The following is an 18,522-nucleotide window of genomic DNA, read 5'->3' as shown; positions in this document are numbered from 1 at the left end:
TTGCCCGCCGAACGGGATGCCCTGCGGACCGCACTGAAGCGCACCGCCTCCGCCCTCAAGTCCGACGGCGTGCCCTTCGCCCTGGCCGGTGGCTACGCCCTGTGGGCGCACGGCGCCCCGGAGTCGGAGAACGACGTCGACTTCGTGATCGCCGAGGAGGACACCGAGCGCGCAGCCAACGTGCTCGAGAGCGCCGGCTTCGAGGTGACCCGGCCGCCGGAGGACTGGCTGTTCAAGGTCGGCTGCGACGGCGCGATGGTCGACGTCCTGCACCGGATCGTCGGCGAGCCGGTGATGCCGGAGCTGCTGGAGCGGTCCGAGGAGATGGACCTGCTCGGCATCCGGCTCCCGGTGCTGCCGGCCACCGACCTGCTGTCGAGCAAGCTCCGGGCGATGACCGAGCACTACTGCGACTTCGGCCGGCTCCTCCCGCACGTCCGCGCGGTCCGCGAGCAGCTGGACTGGGAGCGGCTGCGCAAGGAGGTGGCGGAGAACGACTTCGCCGTCGCCTTCCTCTTCCTCGCCGACCGGCTCGGCATCACCCCGACCGAGGACGCCGGCTCCTGAGGAAGGACCCCGTCCCCCTCATCCCTCGCAAGCTCGGGACGAGCCTCCGGACGGGGCCTCGTTCGCGAGGCGCCGTCCGGAGGCAGGGGTCCTTCTATCAGCTGGTCGGCACGGCGCCGGCGCGCAGGGCGCCGAGCAGGTCGTGGTTGAGCCGGCTGATGGTCTCCATCGAGATGCCCTTCGGGCAGACCGCGGAGCACTCACCGATGTTGCTGCAACCGCCGAAGTCCTCGGCGTCCTGCTGCGCGACCATCCGCAGCACGCGCATGTCCCGCTCGGGCTGGCCCTGGGGGAGCAGCCCGAGGTGGGAGACCTTGGCGGCGGTGAACAGCATCGCCGAGCCGTTGGGGCAGGCGGCGACGCAGGCGCCGCAGCCGATGCAGGTGGCCGCGTCGAACGCCGCGTCGGAGTCCTTCTTCGGCACCGGCACGGCGTGCGCGTCCGGAGCGGTACCGGTGGGGGCGCTGATGAACCCGCCGGCGGAGATGATCCGGTCGAGGGCCGACCGGTCGACGACGAGGTCCTTGACGACCGGGAAGCCCCCGGAGCGCCACGGCTCGATGTCGATGACGTCGCCGTCCTTGAACGACCGCATGTGCAGCTGACAGACGGTCGCCTGCTCCGGACCGTGGGCGATGCCGTCGATCATCAGCCCGCAGGAGCCGCAGATGCCCTCGCGGCAGTCGTGGTCGAAGGCCACGGGGTCGTCGCCCTCGAGGATCAGCTTCTCGTTGAGCACGTCGAGCATCTCGAGGAACGACATGTCGGGCGAGACGTCGGTGACGTGGTAGGTCACCATCTTGCCCTTCTGCGTCCTGTCCAGCTGCCGCCAGACCTTCAGGGTCAGGTTCATCACTTGTAGCTCCGCTGTGCGAGGTGGACGTACTCGTACTCGAGGGCTTCCCGGTGCAGCACCGGCGGGGTCCCGTTCGGGGTGTACTCCCAGGCGGCGACGTAGGCGTAGTTCTCGTCGTCGCGCAGGGCCTCACCCTCGGGCGTCTGGCTCTCGGCCCGGAAGTGGCCGCCGCAGCTCTCGTTGCGGTGCAGGGCGTCCACGCACATCAGCTCGGCCAGCTCGATGAAGTCCGCGACCCGGCCGGCGTGCTCGAGGTTCTGGTTGAAGCGCCCTTGTTCGCCGGAGACCTTCACGTTGGTCCAGAACTCGTGCCGGATCTCCGGGATCCGGTCCAGCGCCTTGCGCAGGCTCTCCTCGGACCGTTCCATGCCGCACAGGTCCCACATCAGCTTGCCCAGCTCCCGGTGGAACGAGGCGACCGTGCGGGTGCCGTTGATGGACAGCAGCCGCTCGGTCTGCGCGCGCACGCCCTGCTCGGCCTCGACCGCCGCCGGGTGGGTGGCGTCCACCTTCGGGAACGGGCCGGCGGCCAGGTAGTTGCTGATCGTGTTCGGCAGCACGAAGTACCCGTCGGCCAGACCCTGCATCAGCGCGCTGGCGCCCAGGCGGTTCGCGCCGTGGTCGGAGAAGTTGGCCTCACCGATCACGAACAGGCCTGGGATGGTCGACTCGAGGTCGTAGTCGACCCACAGCCCGCCCATCGTGTAGTGCACCGCCGGGTAGATGCGCATCCCGGTCTCGTACGCGTCCTCACCGGTGATCCGGTTGTACATGTCGAAGAGGTTGCCGTACTTGGCCTCGATGGTCTTGCGGCCCATGCGCTGGATGGCGTCGGTGAAGTCCAGGTAGACGCCCAGCCCGCTCGGCCCGACGCCGCGGCCCTCGTCGCACACGTTCTTCGCCTGTCGGGAGGCGATGTCGCGGGGGACCAGGTTGCCGAAGGCCGGGTACTTGCGCTCGAGGAAGTAGTCGCGCTCGTCCTCGGGGATCTGCCGCGGGTCGCGCTCGTCGCCCCGCTCCTTGGGCACCCAGACCCGGCCGTCGTTGCGCAGCGACTCGCTCATCAGGGTCAGCTTCGACTGGTAGTCGCCGCTGACCGGGATGCAGGTCGGGTGGATCTGCGTGTAGCAGGGGTTGGCGAACAGCGCGCCCCGCTTGTGCGCCCGCCACGCGGCGGTCACGTTCGAGCCCTTGGCGTTGGTCGAGAGGTAGAAGACGTTGCTGTACCCGCCCGAGGCCAGGACGACGGCGTCGGCGAAGTGGCTGCTGATCGCGCCGGTGATCAGGTCGCGGACGACGATCCCGCGGGCCCGGCCGTCGACGACGATCAGGTCGAGCATCTCCGTGCGCGGGTGCTGCTCGACGTTGCCCAGCCCGATCTGCCGCTCCAGTGCCTGGTACGCGCCGTACAGCAGCTGCTGGCCCGTCTGGCCCCGGGCGTAGAAGGTGCGTGACACCTGGGCGCCACCGAAGGACCGGTTGTCCAGCAGGCCGCCGTACTCGCGGGCGAAGGGCACGCCCTGGGCCACGCACTGGTCGATGATGTTCGTGCTCACCTCGGCGAGGCGGTACACGTTGTCCTCGCGGGAGCGGAAGTCGCCGCCCTTGACCGTGTCGTAGAACAGCCGGTGCACGCTGTCGCCGTCGTTGCGGTAGTTCTTCGCGGCGTTGATCCCGCCCTGGGCGGCGACGCTGTGCGCGCGGCGCGGGCTGTCCTGGAACCAGAAGTTCTGGACCCGGTAGCCCATCTCGGCGAGCGTGGCCGCGGCCGAGCCACCGGCCAGGCCGGTGCCCACGACGATGATCGACAGCCGGCGGCGGTTCGCCGGGTTGACCAGCTTGGCCCGGAACTTGCGCTCGTCCCAGCGCTTGTCGATCGGGACGTCGCGGGGTGCCTTGGTGTCGGCGATCGGTTCGCCGACGGTGAAGAGGTCGAGAGGCATGTCGGTTCCCGTCAGTCGATCAGGCCGGAGGCGATGGACAGCGGCACGAGCAGGAAGCCCGCGGTGAGCAGGGTCGCCACGACGTAGGCGATCCCGTTCACCGCGCGCTCGCGGCGCTTGTTGGTCTGCCCCAGGGTCTGGGTGGCGGCGAAGATGCCGTGCCGCAGGTGCAGGCCCAGCAGCACCATCGCGAGCACGTAGAACAGCGTGATCGGGATGTTCTGGAAGCTGGCGACCAGCCGCTCGTAGGGCGTGGTGCCCGTGCCGGCGGGATTCACCGCGCCGAAGGTGAGGTCGAGGATGTGCCAGATGACGAACAGCAGCAGGATCACCCCGCCCCAGCGGACGGTGCGCGAGGCGAAGCTCTGCTGGACCCGCTTCTTGGTCACGTAGGCGACGGGGCGTGCCCGGCGGGCCTGGCGCCACAGTGAGATGGCCGACCAGAAGTGTGCGACGACCGACGCCAGCAGCACGAGCCGGATGATCCAGAGGACCGTGCCGTGCGGCGCGGCGGGCTCGCCGATGGTGCGGATCCAGTGCGAGTACTCGTTGAACTCGTCGGCACCCTCGAAGGCGTGCAGGTTCCCGATCATGTGTGCGATCAAGTAGAGGATCATGATGATCCCGCTGACCGCCATCACCGTCTTCTTGACGACCGAGTTGCTGAACCGCCCGGTCTTCGGCGCCCTGCGCTGGGGCTGCTGCGTCGTCACTGTCGCCACAGCCTCACAAGGTATTCCCCTTGCACACGTCACACCCAGCCAAGCCATCGTGACACGGCTCATGTAAGGCGACCCTTCCCCAGGGCCGCGGCCAGCGGGCGGCGGACGGCGCCGGCCGCCGTGACCGGCCCGTGACCGGCGGGCTCCCGGACCCGGGGGGAGACACCGCCCCGGGTCGGGAGGAAGATCGGGCACGACCGGACGTCGGGGCACCCGGAGGTGCCCTACCGAGAGGACGGGCACGTGCCAGGACCCACCCGCGGCTTCCTCGGCCGCCGGCGCACGACCAGCGATCCGCGGCTGCCCCCGGGGCAGTACGACGTCGGCGGGGACTGGCCGGTGCTCACCGCCGAGCCCACCCCCCGGATCAGCCCGGAGACGTGGTCGATCACCGTCGACGGGGAGGTGGAGAACCCGACGACCTGGACCTGGGACCAGGCGCACGCGCTGCCGACGTCGGCCTACCGTGGTGACATCCACTGCGTGACGACCTGGTCGAAGTTCGACACCCACTTCGCCGGCATCAGCGTGGACACGCTGCTGGACGTGGCCCGGCCGACCGCCGAGGGGCGGTTCGTCATGGCCGTCTCGAAGACGGGCTACACCACCAACCTGCCGATCGAGGACGTCACCGGCGGCAAGGCCTGGCTGGTGTGGGAGTTCGACGGGCAGCCGCTCCCGATCGAGCACGGCGGCCCGGTGCGGATGCTGGTGCCGCACCTGTACTTCTGGAAGAGCGCCAAGTGGATCCACACCATCACGGTGATGAAGCGGGACCAGCCCGGCTTCTGGGAGCGCAACGGCTACCACGACCGGGGCGACCCCTGGAAGCAGCAGCGGTACCAGGGTGACTGAAGACGGATCCCGCTCTCCTCACCCCTCGCACGCTCGGGACGAGCCTCTGCGCGGGGCCCAACTCGAGCCCCCGGCCGCCGAGCTCGGTGGGACCCAGGCACCCATGGGCGGCTGGCGGACGGCGACCGTCGCCGGCGTGCGCCGTCCCGTCGTGCGCTCGGTGCAGCTGCGGCTGGACGTCCACGACCGGGTCGACCACCTGCCCGGCCAGCACTACGTCGTCCGGCTGACCGCGGAGGACGGGTACACCGCGCAACGGTCCTACTCGGCGGCCTCTGCGCCGAGCGACCCGCTGGTGGAGCTGTTCATCGAGCGGCTGGCCGACGGCGAGGTGTCGACCTACCTCGCCGACGTGGTGGAGCCGGGGGACGAGCTGGAGGTGCGCGGGCCGATCGGCGGCTGGTTCGTCTGGGACGGCGCGACCCCCGCACTGCTGGTCGGTGGCGGCACGGGCGTGGTGCCCCTGGTGGCGATGATCCGGCACGCCCGCGACCTCGGGCGGCTGGACCTGCTGCGGGTGGCCGTCTCCAGCCGCACGCTCGCCGAGCTGCCCTACGCCGACGAGCTCGCCGCCGCCGGGGCGCTGGTCGTGCTCACCCGCGAGGCCCACGGGATCCGCCCGGCCGCGCGGATGACGGGGATGGACCTGTTCCCGCTGGTCGAGCCGGGCCAGACCGCGTACGTCTGCGGGTCGGCCGGCTTCGCGGAGGCGGCCAGTCAGCTGCTCGTGGGGCTCGGTGTCCCGCCGTCGTCCGTGCGGGTGGAGCGGTTCGGCCCCTCGGGCCTGCCGGACGCCTGGCGCTGAGCTGGGGGGCGTTCCGGCGCCAGGTCAGGTGAGGCTAACCTCAGCTCCTCGCAGTCGATCATGAGGAGCTCCCGTGCGACGCACGTCCCGTCTCGTCGTCCCCCTCGCCGTCCTGGCGCTCGCCACCGGGCTCAGCGCCTGCGGCGTGTCCGACGACGGCACCGCGCCGGCGGCGGAGTCCTCGCCGGCGTCCGACGCCTTCCCGGTCACGATCGAGCACAGGTTCGGCACCACCGAGATCGCCGAGGAGCCCGAGCGGGTGGTCACGGTCGGCTTCAACGACGAGGACTTCGTGCTGGCCCTGGGGGTGACCCCCGTCGGCGTCCGCGACAACATCGGGGACTACGACGCTCCTGGCCGTCCCTGGGCGGCGGAGCAGCTGGCCGGCGCCCAGCTGCCCACCGTCGGCGGCGAGGAGCTCGCCCTCGAGCAGATCGCGGCGCTGGAACCCGATCTGATCATCGGCGTCTACTCGTTCATCGACCAGGCGGTCTACGACCAGCTGTCCGGCATCGCGCCGACCCTCGCGCAGACCGACGAGTACGCCGACGGTGCGACGCCCTGGCAGGAGCAGACGCTGCTCACCGGCCAGGCGCTCGGCCGCTCGGCCGAGGCGCAGCAGCTGGTCGACGAGGTCGAGAGCCAGTTCGAGCAGGCGACGAGCGAGCACCCCGGGTTCGCCGGGACGTCGCTCGCCGTGGACCTGACCGGCGTCGGCTCGGGTCACTACGCGCTCGGACGGGACGACCTGCGCACCCAGTTCTTCACCGACCTCGGCTTCACCGTCCCCGAGACCAGCACCGACGTCAGCCAGGAGCGGCTGGACCTGCTCGACGCCGACGTCCTCACCGTCCTCGGCTACACGCCGGAGGACGCGGCGGCCGACACGCTGTTCTCCGGCCTCGACGTCGTCACCCAGGACCGCACGGTCCTGCTGGGCAGCTACAGCGGCGACGTGGCCGCCGCGCTGGGCTTCGGCAGCCCGCTGTCGCTGCCCTACCTGCTGGACACCGTCGTCCCGGCGCTGGCCGCCGCGGCCGACGGTGACCCGGCGACCGCCGTCCCGGCGCTCGGCTGAGCCGCCGGCGCCGCACCCAGGCCGGCGGGCTTGCCGGGGGTGAACAGCCAGGTCTGGAACAGCTCGTCGAGCTCCTGGCCGGACACCTCCTCGGCGAGGGCGGTGAAGTCCGCCGTCGTCACCGCCTCGCCGGCCTGTGCGGACACCCACTCGCGGACGAGCCTGGCGAACACGTCCTCGCCGACCGCGCTGCGCAGCGCGTGCAGCGTCATCGCGCCGCGGTTGTAGACCGCTGCGCTGAACAGGTCCTCCAGGGCCGGTCCGGGGTCGCCGGGGAGGTCCTCCCACAGCGGCGACTCCGGCGGCAGCGCGGCCAGCTGGTCGAACGACTGCTGGGCGGTCCGAACGCCCGCGCGCTCCAGCCACAGCCACTCGGCGTAGGTGGCGAAGCCCTCGTTGAGCCAGAGGTGCTGCCACGCGGCGATGCGGACCAGGTCGCCGGTCCACTGGTGGGCCAGCTCGTGCACGACGACGACGTCGCCCCGGAGCTGGTCGGTGAAGTACAGCGGGCTGTAGACCGGCCGGGTCTGCGTCTCGAGGGCGAACACCAGGGCGGCGTCGTCGTCGACGATCCCGCCGGCCGTTCCGAACGGGTAGTCGCCCAGCCAGTCGGAGAGCCAGTCGATGACCTCCGGCTGCCGGGCGAGGGAGGCGGCGGCGATCTCGCCCCGGGGCGGGCCGCCCATGACGGGGGTGAACAGGTCGGGGTCGAGGGCGTCCCAGTAGCGGACGCCGTCGGCCTCGTACTCGCGTACGTCGAACTCACCGATCGCCAGGGTCACCAGGTAGGTGGCCATCGGCTCCGCGGCGTCCCAGCGCCACGTCGTCCACCCGTCGGCGGTGGACTGCTCCTCGAGCGCGCCGTTGGAGATCGCCTCGAGCCCCTCGGGCACGGTCGCGGTGACCGTCACCGTGGCGGGGTCGAGCGGGTGGTCGTTCGCCGGGAACCAGGTGGCGGCCCCGTCGGGCTGCCCGGCGACCACCGCGCCGTCGTCGGTGTGCAGGAAGCCGGAGACGTCCGGCAGGGTCGCCGGGACGCCGGAGTAGGTGATCACCGTGGTGACGTCCTGGCCCTCCTCCAGGGGCTCGGCGGGCGTGATCGTGAGCTCGCCGCCGTCCCGGGTCCAGGTCGCGTCGTCGTCCTCGACCGTCACCGCGGAGACCGTCAGCCCCTGCAGGTCGAGGTTGAACGAGGAGAGCGGCTGGGTCGCCGCCGCCTCGATCGTCGCGGTGGCGGTGAGCTCGTCGGTGGCCGGGTCGTAGCGCAGCCGCAGGTCGTAGTGGTCGACGTCGTACCCGCCGTTGCCGTCCAGCGGGTAGTAGGGATCTCCGAGGCCCGGCGCGCCGGGCACCGGCTCGTCCCCCGGGGCGGCCACCGCCGTGCCGGGCAGCAGGGCGACGGCGACCGCGGTCACCGGCAACAGGACGAGGCGGCGACGGACCATGACCACTCCCCGGGGGACGTCGGGTGTCGAGGGGGCGGACGGTAGGACGCCGTCGTGATCATGGCGACCGCAGGGCACACGGCACCGCTCGTCGTGACGTGCCGCGTCGCGCGGCGACGGAGTGCCGCGTGTCCGCTGTCGGCGGCCGCGCCGGTCTGCTGGGGTGGCCGCGGAGGTGCTGGTGATCGAGATCGAGGGACTGACCAAGCGGTACCGCTCGCGGACGGCGGTCGACGACCTGACCGTCCGGATCGAGCCCGGCCGGGTCACCGGCTTCCTCGGCCCCAACGGCTCGGGCAAGACCACGACCATGCGGTGCGTGCTGGGCCTGACCCGGCCGACCCGGGGGACGGCGACGGTCCTCGGCGTCCCCTACGCCGAGCTCGACGAGCCGATGCGCTGCGTCGGCGCACTGGTCGACCCCCGGGCCCGGCACCCCGGGCGCACCGCGCGCAACCACCTGCTGGCCCTCGCGCAGAGCAACGCCCTGCCCGCGGCGCGGGTCGACGAGGTGATCGAGATGGTGGGGCTGGGGGCGGTGGCCGACGAACGGGTCCGCGGCTTCTCGCTCGGGATGGGCCAGCGGCTGGGGATCGCGGTGGCGCTGCTCGGCGAGCCCGAGGTGCTGCTGTTCGACGAGCCGGTCAACGGCCTGGACCCCGACGGCATCCGGTGGGTGCGGGAGCTGCTGCGGATCCTCGCCGCCGAGGGTCGCACCGTCCTGGTCTCCAGCCACCTGATGAGCGAGATGGAGGACACCGCCGACCACCTGGTGGTGCTCGGGCGCGGCCGGCTGCTCGCCGACCTGCCGATGACCGAGCTGCTCGGTGCCGACGCCGTCGTGCGGGTACGCAGCCCGCGGCTCGCGGAGCTGGCCGGCGCGCTGCAGCGGGCCGGCGGGCGGGTGGCCGCCGAGCCGGACGGCAGCCTGGCCGTCCGGGGGCTGGACCCCGCGGGGGTGGGGGACGTCGCCTTCCTCGCGGGCGTCCCGGTGCACGAGCTCAGCCGGACGACGGCGTCCCTGGAGGAGGCCTACCTCGCGCTCACCGGAGCCGAGGTCGAGTACCGGGCGGCCTCCCGGTGAGCCGCCCGGCGCGGCTGCCGGCCCTGCTGCGCAGCGAGTGGACCAAGCTGCGCTCGCTGCGCTCCACCTGGTGGTCGGCGGCGGTGTTCGTGGTGCTCGTCGGCACCGTGGGGTGGTTGGCCGCGGCGAGCACCCCGTCGGCGGACCGGCCCGGCACCGCCCTGGCGATCGCCCTCCTCGGGTTCGCGTTCGGGCAGCTGGTGCTCGTGGTCCTCGGCGTGCTCGCCGGCGCCGGGGAGTTCGCGACCGGCCTGGCCGTGGCGTCGCTGGTGGCGGTGCCGCGGCGGGTGCGCTGGCTGGCCGCCAAGACCGTCGTCGTCGCGGGGGCGGCCGCCGTCCTCACCGCGGTGGTGGCGCTGGTCTGCTGGCTCGCGGCGCGCACGCAGACGGCGGTGCCCGGCGGGGTGCCGCTGGCCGACGGGGAGGTGGTGCGGCCGCTCCTGCTGCAGGTGGCCGGTGCCGGGCTGCTGGTGCGGTGCTGGGGGTCGGGCTGGGCGTGCTGCTGCGCTCCACCGCCGGCGGGGTGGGCATCGGGGTGGCCCTGGTGTTCGTGCTGCCCCCGGTGCTCGCCTTCGGCGGAGGACGGACGGGGGAGCGGCTGTCCCAGGTGCTCCCGGCGCTGCGGGTGGGGGACGACGCGTTCCTCGCCGTCCCGACCAGCTGGCCGGTCGGCCTGGCGGTCGCGGCGGGCTGGGCCGCCGTCGCCTGGACGGCCGCCGCGGTCACGCTCGTCCGACGCGACGTGTAGCGAGGAGGTCGTTCCCGGGAGGTGCTCACCACCGGATGGCCGGCGGCCTCCTGGTGGTGACGTTGCTGCGGAGGCCGGGGCTTGAGTCAGCCGGCCGCGGTCCGTCGGATCGCCCTTACGTACCGGTCCAGCGCCAGCGACTGGGCCCGCCGGGCGACCGGCCCGCCGAGCCGGGACAGCGGTGTGGCGAGCCGGGAGAACGCCCGCAGCGAGTAGACGACGTCGCCGTCCGGCTCGAGGGTGACCACGAAGGACTCCTCGCCTCTCGCCGGGTGGCCGGGCAGCGTGCCGTAGCCGAACCCCCGCCGGTCCGGCTCGTCGAGCACCCACACCACCCGGCAGGGGACGTCCAGCCCCAGCCGGCGCAGCCCCGCCGTCAACAGGACGACGGTGCCCGGGGTGCTCGCCGGGCCGCTCGCCTCGATCCGCAGGCCCGCCCCGCGCTGCGCGGTCCAGCGGAACACCGCCGCGGCGGCCCGGTCGAACGCGTCGCGGCCGTGCCCCACCACCGCGGACCTGTCGACGTGGTCGTAGCCGGCCGGCAGCGCGCCGTCCCGGGTGGCGCCCACCTCGGGATAGGTGAACGGCGCGGCGGCCAGTCGCTCGAGGGTGCTGCGGCGGAGGAGTCCCACCCGGTCAGTCTGCGGGAGCGCGGGTAGGTGCCCGGCATGGGGACGGCGCTGGTGGTGGGAGCGGGCAGTGCGATCGGGTCGGCGGTCGCGGAGACGCTGGCCGGGTGCGGCCACGAGGTGCTGGGTTGGGGGCGGGACCCCGCGCGGTGGGCGGCGGCCGGGGTCCGCGGGGACGTCGTCGACCTGCGGCGCCCCGACCAGGTGCGGGCCGCGCTGGACCGGCTGCCCGACCGGCTGTCGGTCGTGGTGTACGCGGCGGGGCTGTTCGACTGGGCGCCGGCCGACGTGGGCGACCCCGACGTGTGGGACGAGCTGCTCGCGGTGAACCTCGCGGCGGCGATGCGGGTGACCCGGGGCGTCCTGCCCGCGCTGGTCGCCGGGGCGCCGTCGTGCCTGGTCCTCCTCGGTTCGGGCGCGGCCCGCACGCCGTTCGCCGGGAACCCGGCGTACGTCGCGAGCAAGCACGGCCTCGCCGGGTTCGCCCGGTCGGTCTTCCTCGACGTCCGGGACCGGGACGTCGCGGTCACCCTGCTCTCACCGGGCCTGGTGGCGGCCGGTGCCGGGCTGCGCGCCCCGGGGGTGCGCCCGGAGCAGCTCCTCCAGCCCGCGGACGTCGCCGACGCCGTCCGCTGGGTGGTCGGCACCCCGGCCCGCGTGTGCCCCGTGGAGGTCGAGCTGCAGCCCCAGCGCACCCCGTAGGCTGCGGCGCACTGTGCTCACCTCGGTCACCGCCACCCGGTACGTCACCCCGCTGCGCGAGGGCGGCTCCCTGCCCGGCCTGATGGAGGCCGACGACCTCGGCACGTACGTGGTCAAGTGGCGGGCCGCCGGCCAGGGCGTCAAGGTGCTCGCCGCCGAGGTGGTCTGCGGGGAGCTGGCCCGCCGGCTGGCGCTGCCGGTGCCGGTGCTGGTCACCGTCGACGTCGCGCCGGAGCTGGCCGTGGGGGAGCCCGACCAGGAGGTCCAGGAGCTGCTCCGCAACTCCGCCGGGCTCAACCTGGGCATGGATTACCTGCCCGGGGCGCTGGACTTCGAGGCCGGTGCCGCCCAGGTCGACCCGGAGCTCGCCGGCCGGGTGCTCTGGTTCGACGCGCTGGTCGGCAACGTCGACCGGTCCTGGCGCAACCCCAACATGCTCTTCTGGCACGGCCGGCTGCAGCTGATCGACCACGGGGCGGCGCTGACCTTCCACCACCACTGGCCCGGCGCCGCCGCGGCGGTCACCCGGTCCTACGACGCGGGGCAGCACGCCCTGGTCGAGTGCGCCGCCGACGTGGCGGCCGCCGACGCGGCCCTCGCGCCGCGGGTCACCCGGGCGCTGCTCATCGAGGTGCTCGCCCTCGTCCCCGACGCCTGGCTGGAGGGGCCGTCCCCGGACGAGCCCGCCGACGAGGTGCGCGCGCGGTACGTCGACCAGCTGCTCGCCCGGCTCGACGCCCGGGGCGCGTGGCTACCCGGCGTGGTCGCCGCGGCCGCCGACGGCGGGGCCGGGCGGCGCAGCGCGCCGCGGGGCCAGAACCGGCCGGCCTGGCTGGGGCCGCCCCCGCCGGAGGGGGTGACGCAGCGGTGAGGGACACCTTCGAGTACGCGCTGCTGCGGGTCGTGCCGCGGGTCGACCGGGGGGAGTCGCTGAACGCGGGGGTGCTCGTGTACTGCCGGCAGCGCGACTACCTCGGCTCCCGGGTGCACCTGGACGTCGACCGGTTGCGGGCCCTGGACCCGACCGCCGACCCTGCGGCGATCTCCGCGGCGCTGCAGGCCGCGGCCGACGTGTGCTCGGCCGCCGTGGGGGCCGGGGCCGCCGGGCGGGAGGCGCTGGGGTCGCGGTTCCGCTGGCTGACGGCGCCCCGGAGCACCGTCGTCCAGCCCGGCCCGGTGCACACCGGGCTCACCGCGGACCCCGACGCCGAGGCCGACCGCCTGCTACGCCTGCTGGTGCTCCCGCTCGAGGGCTGAGCGGTCCGCGACCGGCGCGGGCAGGTCCCGGCCGCGGCGCAGCCGGCCGGCGACGATGACCGGCACCGCCAGCCACATGACCGCGCCCATCAGCTTGCTGCCGTCCTCGATGATCAGGATCTGCCGGCTCACGACCTCGTCGAAGGCGACGGAGATCCCGAGCAGGCCGAGCCCGAGGAGGAAGGCGATCAGGGGCCCCGGCCGGCCGCCGAGCACGAACAGCGCCAGCAGCACGAGCCCGGAGGCGGCGTAGAGCGCCAGGAACCAGGGCTGCGGGATGCCGTTGTCCGGCCCGGCGACCTCGTGCAGCTGCAGCGCGTCGTCCGCGGCGAGAACCCCGGTGAACAGCGCCAGGCCGCTCAGCCGGAGGCGGTCCTCCGGCTCGAGCCAGGCCACGAGCAGCGACAGCCCGGCGACGACCGCCCACACCATGCCGTTGAGCAGGCTGACCGACCCCGAGTACCACGGCAGGTTGCCCAGCGCCGAGCCGTCCTGGGTGAAGACGGCCACCGGCTCGTGGAACCGGACCGCGGCCAGGACCATGGTGGCCAGGAGCAGCACGCCGATCGTCAGGGCGCCGGCGATCGCCTTCCAGGCCGGCAGGACGGGCCAGGCACCCGTGCGGAGGTCGGTGGAGATGGCTGGGCGGCGGCGCACTCGGTCACTGTAGGTGAACGCTCGGGTGCCTCGTGTTCACCCGATGGGGTGAACCTCTGTCACTCCGCGGGGCGTCACTCACGAAGGGGCATCGGCTGGAACAGTGCGTCGACGCGGCGGGCCAGCCGCAGGTCGAGCTCGGTGACGCCGCCGGCCGAGTGCGTGACGACGGCGACCCGCAGCGAACGCCACCGCAGGTCGAGGTCGGGGTGGTGGTCGAGCTCCTCGGCCACGTCCGCGATCGCGACGACCGCGTCCACGGCGGCCCGGAAGCTGGGCAGCCGCACCGTGCGCTCGATGCCGTCGGGCCCGCCGGACCACAGCGGCAGGTCGCGCAGGCCGTCCGCGACGGCGTCGGGGGACAGGCGAGGTGGGCGGGGCACGCGCCCATCGTGCTCGTCAGACGTGCAGGCCGCACTCGGTCTTGCCGCGGCCGGCCCAGCGTCCGGCGCGCGGGTCCTCTCCGGCGGCGACGGGACGAGTGCAGGGCGCGCAGCCGATCGAGGCGAACCCGATCTCCTGCAGCGGGTTCACCGGCACCTGGTGCTCGGCGATGTAGGCGTCGACGTCGTCCTGCGTCCACGCCGCGAGCGGGTTCACCTTCACCATGCCGCGCTTGGCGTCCCAGTCGACGACCTTCGTGCCCGCCCGGGTGGCCGCCTCGTCCCGGCGGACGCCGGAGCCCCACGCGCTGAAGCCGGCCAGCACCCGCGCCAGCGGCTGCACCTTCCGCAGCGAGCAGCACAGGTCCGGGTCGCGCTCGTGGAGCTTCGCGCCGTGGACGGCGTCCTGCTCGGCCACGGTGTGCGGCGGCGTCACGTTGACCAGCGTGATGGGCAGGACGCCGGCGATCCAGTCCCGGGTGCCGATCGTCTCGGCGAAGTGGTAACCGGTGTCGAGGAACACGACGTTGACGCCGGGGATCGCCCGGCTGGCCAGGTGGGCCAGCAGCCCGTCGGCCATGCTCGAGGTGATCGCGAAGTCCTGGCCGAAGGTCTCCCCGGCCCAGGTGAGCACGGCCAGGGCCTGCTCGACCGGGTCGGCGATGCCCTCCAGGCGCGCGTCGGCCTGGGCGGCCAGCTCCGGTGTCGGCTGGACGAGGGCGGTCGTCATCAGCGCTGCACCCCCGTTCCGGTCAGGCGGACGGTGAAGGTCCGCAGGCAGGCGCCGCAGTGCCAGCCCGCGGCGTCGTCCCCGTGCGGCGTCAGGTCTTCCTCACCGCAGTACGGGCAGTGGAACGGTGGGAGGTCTCGGGTCCTTCCGGACGTGGGCTCGCTCACAGCAGCCACTCCTCCTCCGCGCGGGAGACGTAGGCGGCGAACCGCTCGCCGGGCTCGCGACGCTCGAGGTAGCCGCGCAGCACCCGCTCGCAGTAGTCGGCCGTCTCTTCCTTGGTGATCTTGTGGCCGCGGAACTTGCGGCCGAAGCTCGCCTCGACGCCGAGGTGGCCACCCAGGTGCACCTGGAAGCCCTCGACGCTCTCGCCGGCGGCGTTGCGGACGATCATGCCCTTGAAGCCGATGTCGGCGGTCTGGAACCGGGCGCAGCTGTTCGGGCAGCCGTTGACGTTGATGCCGATCGGCTCGTCGAAGTCCGGCAGCCGCTTCTCGAGCTCGTTGTACAGGTCCTGCGCGTGCTGCTTGGTCTCGACGATCGCGAGCTTGCAGAACTCCAGCCCGGTGCAGGCCATGGTGCCGCGGCGGAAGGCGCTCGGGCGCACCAGCAGGTCGTGCTCGGCCAGCGCGGCGACCAGGTCCTCGACCCGCTCGTCGGGGACGTCGAGGATGACCAGCTTCTGCTGCGTCGTCGTCCGGATCCGGCCGCCCCGGGTGCCGTACTCGGCGGCCAGGTCGGCGATCCGGGTGAGCAGGCTGCCGCTGATCCGGCCGGTGCGCAGGGCGAAGCCCACGGCGTTGGCGCCGTCCTTCTGCTTGCTCACGCCCACGTGGTCGCGCTGGTCGTGCTTGGCCGGCGCCGGGGCCGGGCCGTCGGGCAGCTCGGCGTGCAGGTACTCGTCCTGCAGCACCTGGCGGAACTTCTCCGGACCCCAGTCGGCCATCAGGAACTTGATCCGGGCGTGGTTGCGCGACCGGCGGTAGCCGTAGTCCCGGAAGATCGAGGTGCAGCCCGCCCAGACGTCGGTGACCTGGTCCGGGCGGACGAACACCCCGATCCGCTTGCCGAACATCGGGTTGGTCGACAGGCCGCCACCGACCCACAGGTCGTAGCCGGCCTCGCCGGCCTCGTTGACCACGCCCACGAACGCGACGTCGTCGATCTCCGGCTCGGTGCAGTGGTCGACGCAGCCGCTCATCGACGTCTTCCACTTGCGCGGCAGGTTGCTGAACGCCGGGTTGCCGATGTACTTCGCCACGGTCTCGGCCAGCACCTCGGAGGCGTCGAGCACCTCGTCCTCGAGGATCCCGGCCAGCGGGCAGTTGAGCATCACGCGGGGCACGTCACCGCAGGCCTCGGTGGTGGACAGCCGGATCGACTCGAGCCGGCGCCAGATCTCCGGCACGTCCTCGATCCGGATCCAGTGCAGCTGCACGTTCTGCCGGTCGGTGACGTCGGCGACGTCCCGGCCGAACTCGGTGCTGATGCCGCCGATGACCCGCAGCTGCTCGGTGCTCAGCTGCCCGCCGTCGATGCGCACCCGCATCATGAAGTAGGAGTCCTCGAGCTCCTCGGGCTCCAGCACGGCGGTCTTGCCGCCGGGGATGCCCTGGGCGCGCTGGGTGTAGAGGCCCATCCAGCGCATCCGGCCGCGCAGGTCGCCGGCGTCGATGCCGTCGAACCCGGTGTGCGCGTAGATGTCGAGGATCCGCTGGCGCACGTCCAGGCCGTCGGAGTCCTTCTTCATCCGCTCGTTCGGGTTGAGCGGTTCCCGGTAGCCGAGCGCCCACTGGCCCTGTCCGCGCTGGGGCCGGTTGCTGGTGCGGGTGGGGGAGGACACGTCAGTACTTCTCCAATTGCGCCGGCACGGGCGTGCGCGACGCGGCCAGGTGCGGAGCAGCCGAGAGGGCTGCGGAGGGGGCCGAGGTCAGCGCGCGGTGGGACACGCAGCGCTGGAGACCCGCGCCAGGTCGACGTGCAGGCGGGCCACGAGGAGGGCTCCGCAGTCGGTCACGCCGCCCATCCTCCCACACGACGGAAGGGGTCGGGCCCGTCCGGCGGTCAGAGCCGGGCGAGGAGGTCCCGGACGGCGGGCAGCAACGGCCGGTCCGCGGGGATCCAGTCCAGGTCCTCCAGCTCCTCCGCCGTCGCCCAGCGCAGGTCGGTGTGCTCGTGGGCGACGAGCTCGCCGCCGCCCACCCGGGCCCACCACACCCGCAGCGTCGACGCGCCCGGGGTGCCGCCGGCGACCACGCCGTCCAGCGGCACCTCGCCGAGGAACGCCTGCGGCAGGACCTGCACGCCCAGTTCCTCGGAGCACTCCCGGACCAGCGCCGACAGGTCGGACTCGCCCGGCTCCACCTTGCCGCCGGGGAACTCCCACAGCCCGGCCAGCAGCCCCGAGCCGCGCTGGGCGACCAGCACCCGGCCCCGGCCGTCGACCAGCGCCGCGCCCACCACCTGGGTCACCTCCAGCGCCCGGGAGGCCGCTGCCGCGGCGAAGGCGTCCAGATGCGCCTGCATGGACCGGACGACCCGGCGGCGCAGCAGCGTCTGGTCCAGCAGGCTGCCGAGCGGGCCGGGCACCACGGTCTCCCAGTCGACCTGCTCGGAGACCAGCGTGCCGGCGCCGGTGGCCGAGAAGTGCCGGGTGTGCACCAGGCTGCGGAGGCCCCCACCGGGTGCCGCGGCGTACCGGTCGCTCCAGGGACGCACGGACTCGACCTCCCGCAACGGCCGCGGCCACGGGCGACCCAGCGTGCGGGCGACGTCGAACGCGACGGTCAGCGGGGCCTCCACCAACGTGGTGAACCTCAGCTGGGACACGCGTTCCAGCTTCGCAGACACGGCAGGATGACCTCGTGCGCATCTCAGCTCGGGTCGACTACGCCGTGCGGGCCGCCGTCGAGTTGGCGGCCGTCGCGCCCGGCTCGCTGACCTCCGAGCGCATCGCCCAGGCGCAGAACATCCCCACCCGCTTCCTCCAGGCGATCCTCGGGGACCTGCAGCACGCCCGGCTGGTCACCAGCCAGCGCGGCCGGGAGGGCGGCTACCGGCTGGCGCTGCCGCCCTCGGAGGTCTCGATCGCCCGGGTCATGCGCGTCGAGCAGGGCTTCCTGGCCGAGGTGCACGGCCAGCGGCCCGAGGAGGTCGAGTACCCGGGCGCGGCCGCTCCGCTGGCCAACGTCTGGGTCGCGGCCCGCGAGGCCTACCGGCGGGTCCTGGAGAACGTGACCCTGGCCGACGTCGTCGCCGGCACGATGCCCCCGCAGGTGGCCGAGATGATCGAGCTCGAGAGTGCCTGGCGGTCCTTCGGCGTCCCCATCCCTACCGACTGACCCCCCGCATCGGGAGCCGGGCGTAGCCGTCGGCGCGCATCGAGCCGCGTACTCCAGCCCGGCCACGGCGGCGGAGTCCCGCCCCGGCGAGCACGCCGACCCAGACGCCGTCGCGCACCGCGTCGCGGGCGGCGGCCGGGGTGCCCTCGTCGTCGAAGCCGAACGAGCCCAGCGCACCGGGGATGGTCGGGTCGATGGTGATGTTCACCAGCTCGGAGCCGAAGCGGAGCGACCCCAGCCGGTCCAGGTCCAGCCACGAGGTGCCGGCGAAGGCCGCCTCCCAGCCGAGCTCGCGCACCAGCTCCCAGCCGCGGGTGCCGTACTGCCCCCGGAAGGCAGGGTAGGAGCGGCGCTGGGTCTCGCCGTCCCCGACGGTGAGGCAGTGCATCCCGGCGCCGCACTCCCGGATGTGCTGCCCCAGCCGCGCGCCCTCGCTGGAGACGAGGGCGGTCCGGGTGTCCCAGGCCTGCGACAGCGCCTCGGCGACCGCGACCCCCGCGGCCCGCATGGTCCCGGTGACGCCGGTGGGCAGGTCGCCCTTCTCGGCGATCGGGACGGCGAAGGGGCCCTCCCGGCACCGCTGGCCCAGCCGCCCCGGACCGGCGGGACGGCGACCAGCTCCATCGCCGGGCACGGCGGCCGAGGCCTGCGCGATCGCGCGGTCATCGACTCGTGGCGCCGGTCGACAAGGCGCGCGTCGGCGTACCGGGCCCCCACGGC

At 73.5% G+C, this 18,522-nt stretch carries 23 protein-coding genes; 10 read left to right on the top strand and 13 right to left on the bottom strand.

The annotated features are described in order from the left end of the window. Positions 1-567, top strand: coding sequence for a nucleotidyltransferase (locus HK417_RS10080; RefSeq protein ID WP_222265947.1), 567 nt, complete (start codon positions 1-3; stop codon positions 565-567). Between the two features lie 97 nt (positions 568-664). Here the strand turns inward: HK417_RS10080 and HK417_RS10075 are convergent, their stop codons facing one another. From HK417_RS10075 to HK417_RS10065, 3 genes are read right to left on the bottom strand one after another with little or no spacing between them, the layout of a single operon-like run. Next, on the bottom strand, positions 665-1,420 hold the full coding sequence (locus HK417_RS10075; protein WP_222265945.1) for a succinate dehydrogenase/fumarate reductase iron-sulfur subunit: 756 nt from the start codon (positions 1,418-1,420) through the stop codon (positions 665-667). Further along, entirely contained in the window at positions 1,420-3,366 is a 1,947-nt protein-coding gene (locus HK417_RS10070; RefSeq protein ID WP_222265943.1) for a fumarate reductase/succinate dehydrogenase flavoprotein subunit, read from the bottom strand. Before HK417_RS10070 ends, HK417_RS10075 begins: the two co-directional genes overlap by 1 nt. Positions 3,367-3,377: 11 nt before the next feature. Beyond that, positions 3,378-4,088 carry a succinate dehydrogenase cytochrome b subunit gene (locus HK417_RS10065; RefSeq protein ID WP_222265941.1) on the bottom strand — a complete coding sequence of 237 codons (711 nt, stop codon included), beginning with the start codon at positions 4,086-4,088 and terminating at the stop codon, positions 3,378-3,380. 243 nt (positions 4,089-4,331) lie between these two features. Here HK417_RS10065 and HK417_RS10060 point away from each other — a divergent pair, with 243 nt between their 5' ends. The 3 genes from HK417_RS10060 to HK417_RS10050 all read left to right on the top strand — a co-directional run bounded on the left by HK417_RS10060 (position 4,332) and on the right by HK417_RS10050 (position 6,826). Further along, positions 4,332-4,943: a sulfite oxidase-like oxidoreductase gene (locus HK417_RS10060; RefSeq protein WP_222265939.1), complete on the top strand. Its 612-nt coding sequence runs from the start codon at positions 4,332-4,334 to the stop codon at positions 4,941-4,943. A 103-nt stretch (positions 4,944-5,046) separates the two neighbouring features. Beyond that, positions 5,047-5,748, top strand: coding sequence for an FAD-binding oxidoreductase (locus HK417_RS10055; protein ID WP_222265937.1), 702 nt, complete (start codon positions 5,047-5,049; stop codon positions 5,746-5,748). Positions 5,749-5,821: 73 nt separating this feature from the next. Continuing rightward, a complete protein-coding gene (locus HK417_RS10050) occupies positions 5,822-6,826 on the top strand; it encodes an ABC transporter substrate-binding protein (RefSeq protein ID WP_222265935.1) in 1,005 nt (334 codons plus the stop codon). Here HK417_RS10050 and HK417_RS10045 read toward each other — a convergent pair. Next, on the bottom strand, positions 6,745-8,271 hold the full coding sequence (locus tag HK417_RS10045; protein WP_222265933.1) for a M1 family metallopeptidase: 1,527 nt from the start codon (positions 8,269-8,271) through the stop codon (positions 6,745-6,747). The genes HK417_RS10050 and HK417_RS10045 overlap by 82 nt on opposite strands. Positions 8,272-8,452: 181 nt before the next feature. Between HK417_RS10045 and HK417_RS10040 the strand changes: the two genes are divergently transcribed. Continuing rightward, a complete protein-coding gene (locus tag HK417_RS10040) occupies positions 8,453-9,355 on the top strand; it encodes an ATP-binding cassette domain-containing protein (protein ID WP_222265931.1) in 903 nt (300 codons plus the stop codon). Here HK417_RS10040 and HK417_RS10035 read toward each other — a convergent pair. Then, positions 9,315-9,737, bottom strand: a complete 423-nt coding sequence (locus HK417_RS10035) for a hypothetical protein (RefSeq protein WP_222265929.1) — start codon at positions 9,735-9,737, stop codon at positions 9,315-9,317. The genes HK417_RS10040 and HK417_RS10035 overlap by 41 nt on opposite strands. A 93-nt stretch (positions 9,738-9,830) precedes the next feature. Here HK417_RS10035 and HK417_RS10030 point away from each other — a divergent pair, with 93 nt between their 5' ends. Continuing rightward, positions 9,831-10,103, top strand: a complete 273-nt coding sequence (locus HK417_RS10030) for a hypothetical protein (RefSeq protein WP_222265927.1) — start codon at positions 9,831-9,833, stop codon at positions 10,101-10,103. 86 nt (positions 10,104-10,189) lie between these two features. Here HK417_RS10030 and HK417_RS10025 read toward each other — a convergent pair whose 3' ends face one another. Next, on the bottom strand, positions 10,190-10,735 hold the full coding sequence (locus tag HK417_RS10025; RefSeq protein ID WP_222265925.1) for a DUF1990 family protein: 546 nt from the start codon (positions 10,733-10,735) through the stop codon (positions 10,190-10,192). Positions 10,736-10,771: 36 nt separating this feature from the next. Between HK417_RS10025 and HK417_RS10020 the strand changes: the two genes are divergently transcribed. From HK417_RS10020 to HK417_RS10010, 3 genes are read left to right on the top strand one after another with little or no spacing between them, the layout of a single operon-like run. Beyond that, entirely contained in the window at positions 10,772-11,434 is a 663-nt protein-coding gene (locus tag HK417_RS10020) for an SDR family oxidoreductase (protein ID WP_222265923.1), read from the top strand. Between the two features lie 13 nt (positions 11,435-11,447). Continuing rightward, positions 11,448-12,305, top strand: coding sequence for a HipA family kinase (locus tag HK417_RS10015; RefSeq protein WP_222265921.1), 858 nt, complete (start codon positions 11,448-11,450; stop codon positions 12,303-12,305). Then, entirely contained in the window at positions 12,302-12,691 is a 390-nt protein-coding gene (locus HK417_RS10010) for a DUF3037 domain-containing protein (RefSeq protein WP_222265919.1), read from the top strand. Before HK417_RS10015 ends, HK417_RS10010 begins: the two co-directional genes overlap by 4 nt. Here HK417_RS10010 and HK417_RS10005 read toward each other — a convergent pair. The 6 genes from HK417_RS10005 to HK417_RS09980 form a co-directional block, all read right to left on the bottom strand. Beyond that, a complete protein-coding gene (locus HK417_RS10005; RefSeq protein WP_222265917.1) occupies positions 12,659-13,348 on the bottom strand; it encodes a hypothetical protein in 690 nt (229 codons plus the stop codon). The two genes, HK417_RS10010 and HK417_RS10005, sit on opposite strands and share 33 nt — an antisense overlap. A 74-nt stretch (positions 13,349-13,422) precedes the next feature. Beyond that, complete coding sequence (locus HK417_RS10000; protein ID WP_222265915.1) at positions 13,423-13,731, bottom strand: 4a-hydroxytetrahydrobiopterin dehydratase; 309 nt, start codon at positions 13,729-13,731, stop codon at positions 13,423-13,425. Positions 13,732-13,747: 16 nt separating this feature from the next. After that, on the bottom strand, positions 13,748-14,461 hold the full coding sequence (locus HK417_RS09995) for a phosphoadenylyl-sulfate reductase (protein WP_222265913.1): 714 nt from the start codon (positions 14,459-14,461) through the stop codon (positions 13,748-13,750). After that, positions 14,461-14,628: a hypothetical protein gene (locus HK417_RS09990; RefSeq protein ID WP_222265912.1), complete on the bottom strand. Its 168-nt coding sequence runs from the start codon at positions 14,626-14,628 to the stop codon at positions 14,461-14,463. The genes HK417_RS09995 and HK417_RS09990 overlap by 1 nt, the downstream gene beginning before the upstream one ends. After that, positions 14,625-16,304 (bottom strand): nitrite/sulfite reductase, encoded by a 1,680-nt coding sequence (locus HK417_RS09985; protein ID WP_222265910.1) that lies wholly within the window; start codon positions 16,302-16,304, stop codon positions 14,625-14,627. Before HK417_RS09985 ends, HK417_RS09990 begins: the two co-directional genes overlap by 4 nt. 221 nt (positions 16,305-16,525) lie before the next feature. After that, the gene (locus tag HK417_RS09980; protein ID WP_308123486.1) at positions 16,526-17,311 is read right to left on the bottom strand and encodes a (deoxy)nucleoside triphosphate pyrophosphohydrolase; all 786 of its coding nucleotides are present in this window, start codon (positions 17,309-17,311) and stop codon (positions 16,526-16,528) included. Between the two features lie 14 nt (positions 17,312-17,325). On the opposite strand from HK417_RS09980, the gene HK417_RS09975 reads away from it, so the two are divergent. Further along, positions 17,326-17,802, top strand: a complete 477-nt coding sequence (locus HK417_RS09975; protein ID WP_222265908.1) for an RrF2 family transcriptional regulator — start codon at positions 17,326-17,328, stop codon at positions 17,800-17,802. Here the strand turns inward: HK417_RS09975 and HK417_RS26430 are convergent. Then, positions 17,792-18,436 carry a metallopeptidase TldD-related protein gene (locus tag HK417_RS26430; protein ID WP_222265906.1) on the bottom strand — a complete coding sequence of 215 codons (645 nt, stop codon included), beginning with the start codon at positions 18,434-18,436 and terminating at the stop codon, positions 17,792-17,794. The genes HK417_RS09975 and HK417_RS26430 overlap by 11 nt on opposite strands. Positions 18,437-18,522 lie beyond the last annotated feature (86 nt).

Origin of the sequence: Modestobacter marinus (assembly GCF_019799945.1) — a bacterium.
Taxonomy (GTDB): Bacteria; Actinomycetota; Actinomycetes; order Mycobacteriales; family Geodermatophilaceae; genus Modestobacter; species Modestobacter marinus_B.
Note: the sequence above shows the minus strand (reverse complement) of the source record. Positions and strands in the feature narration are given on the sequence as shown.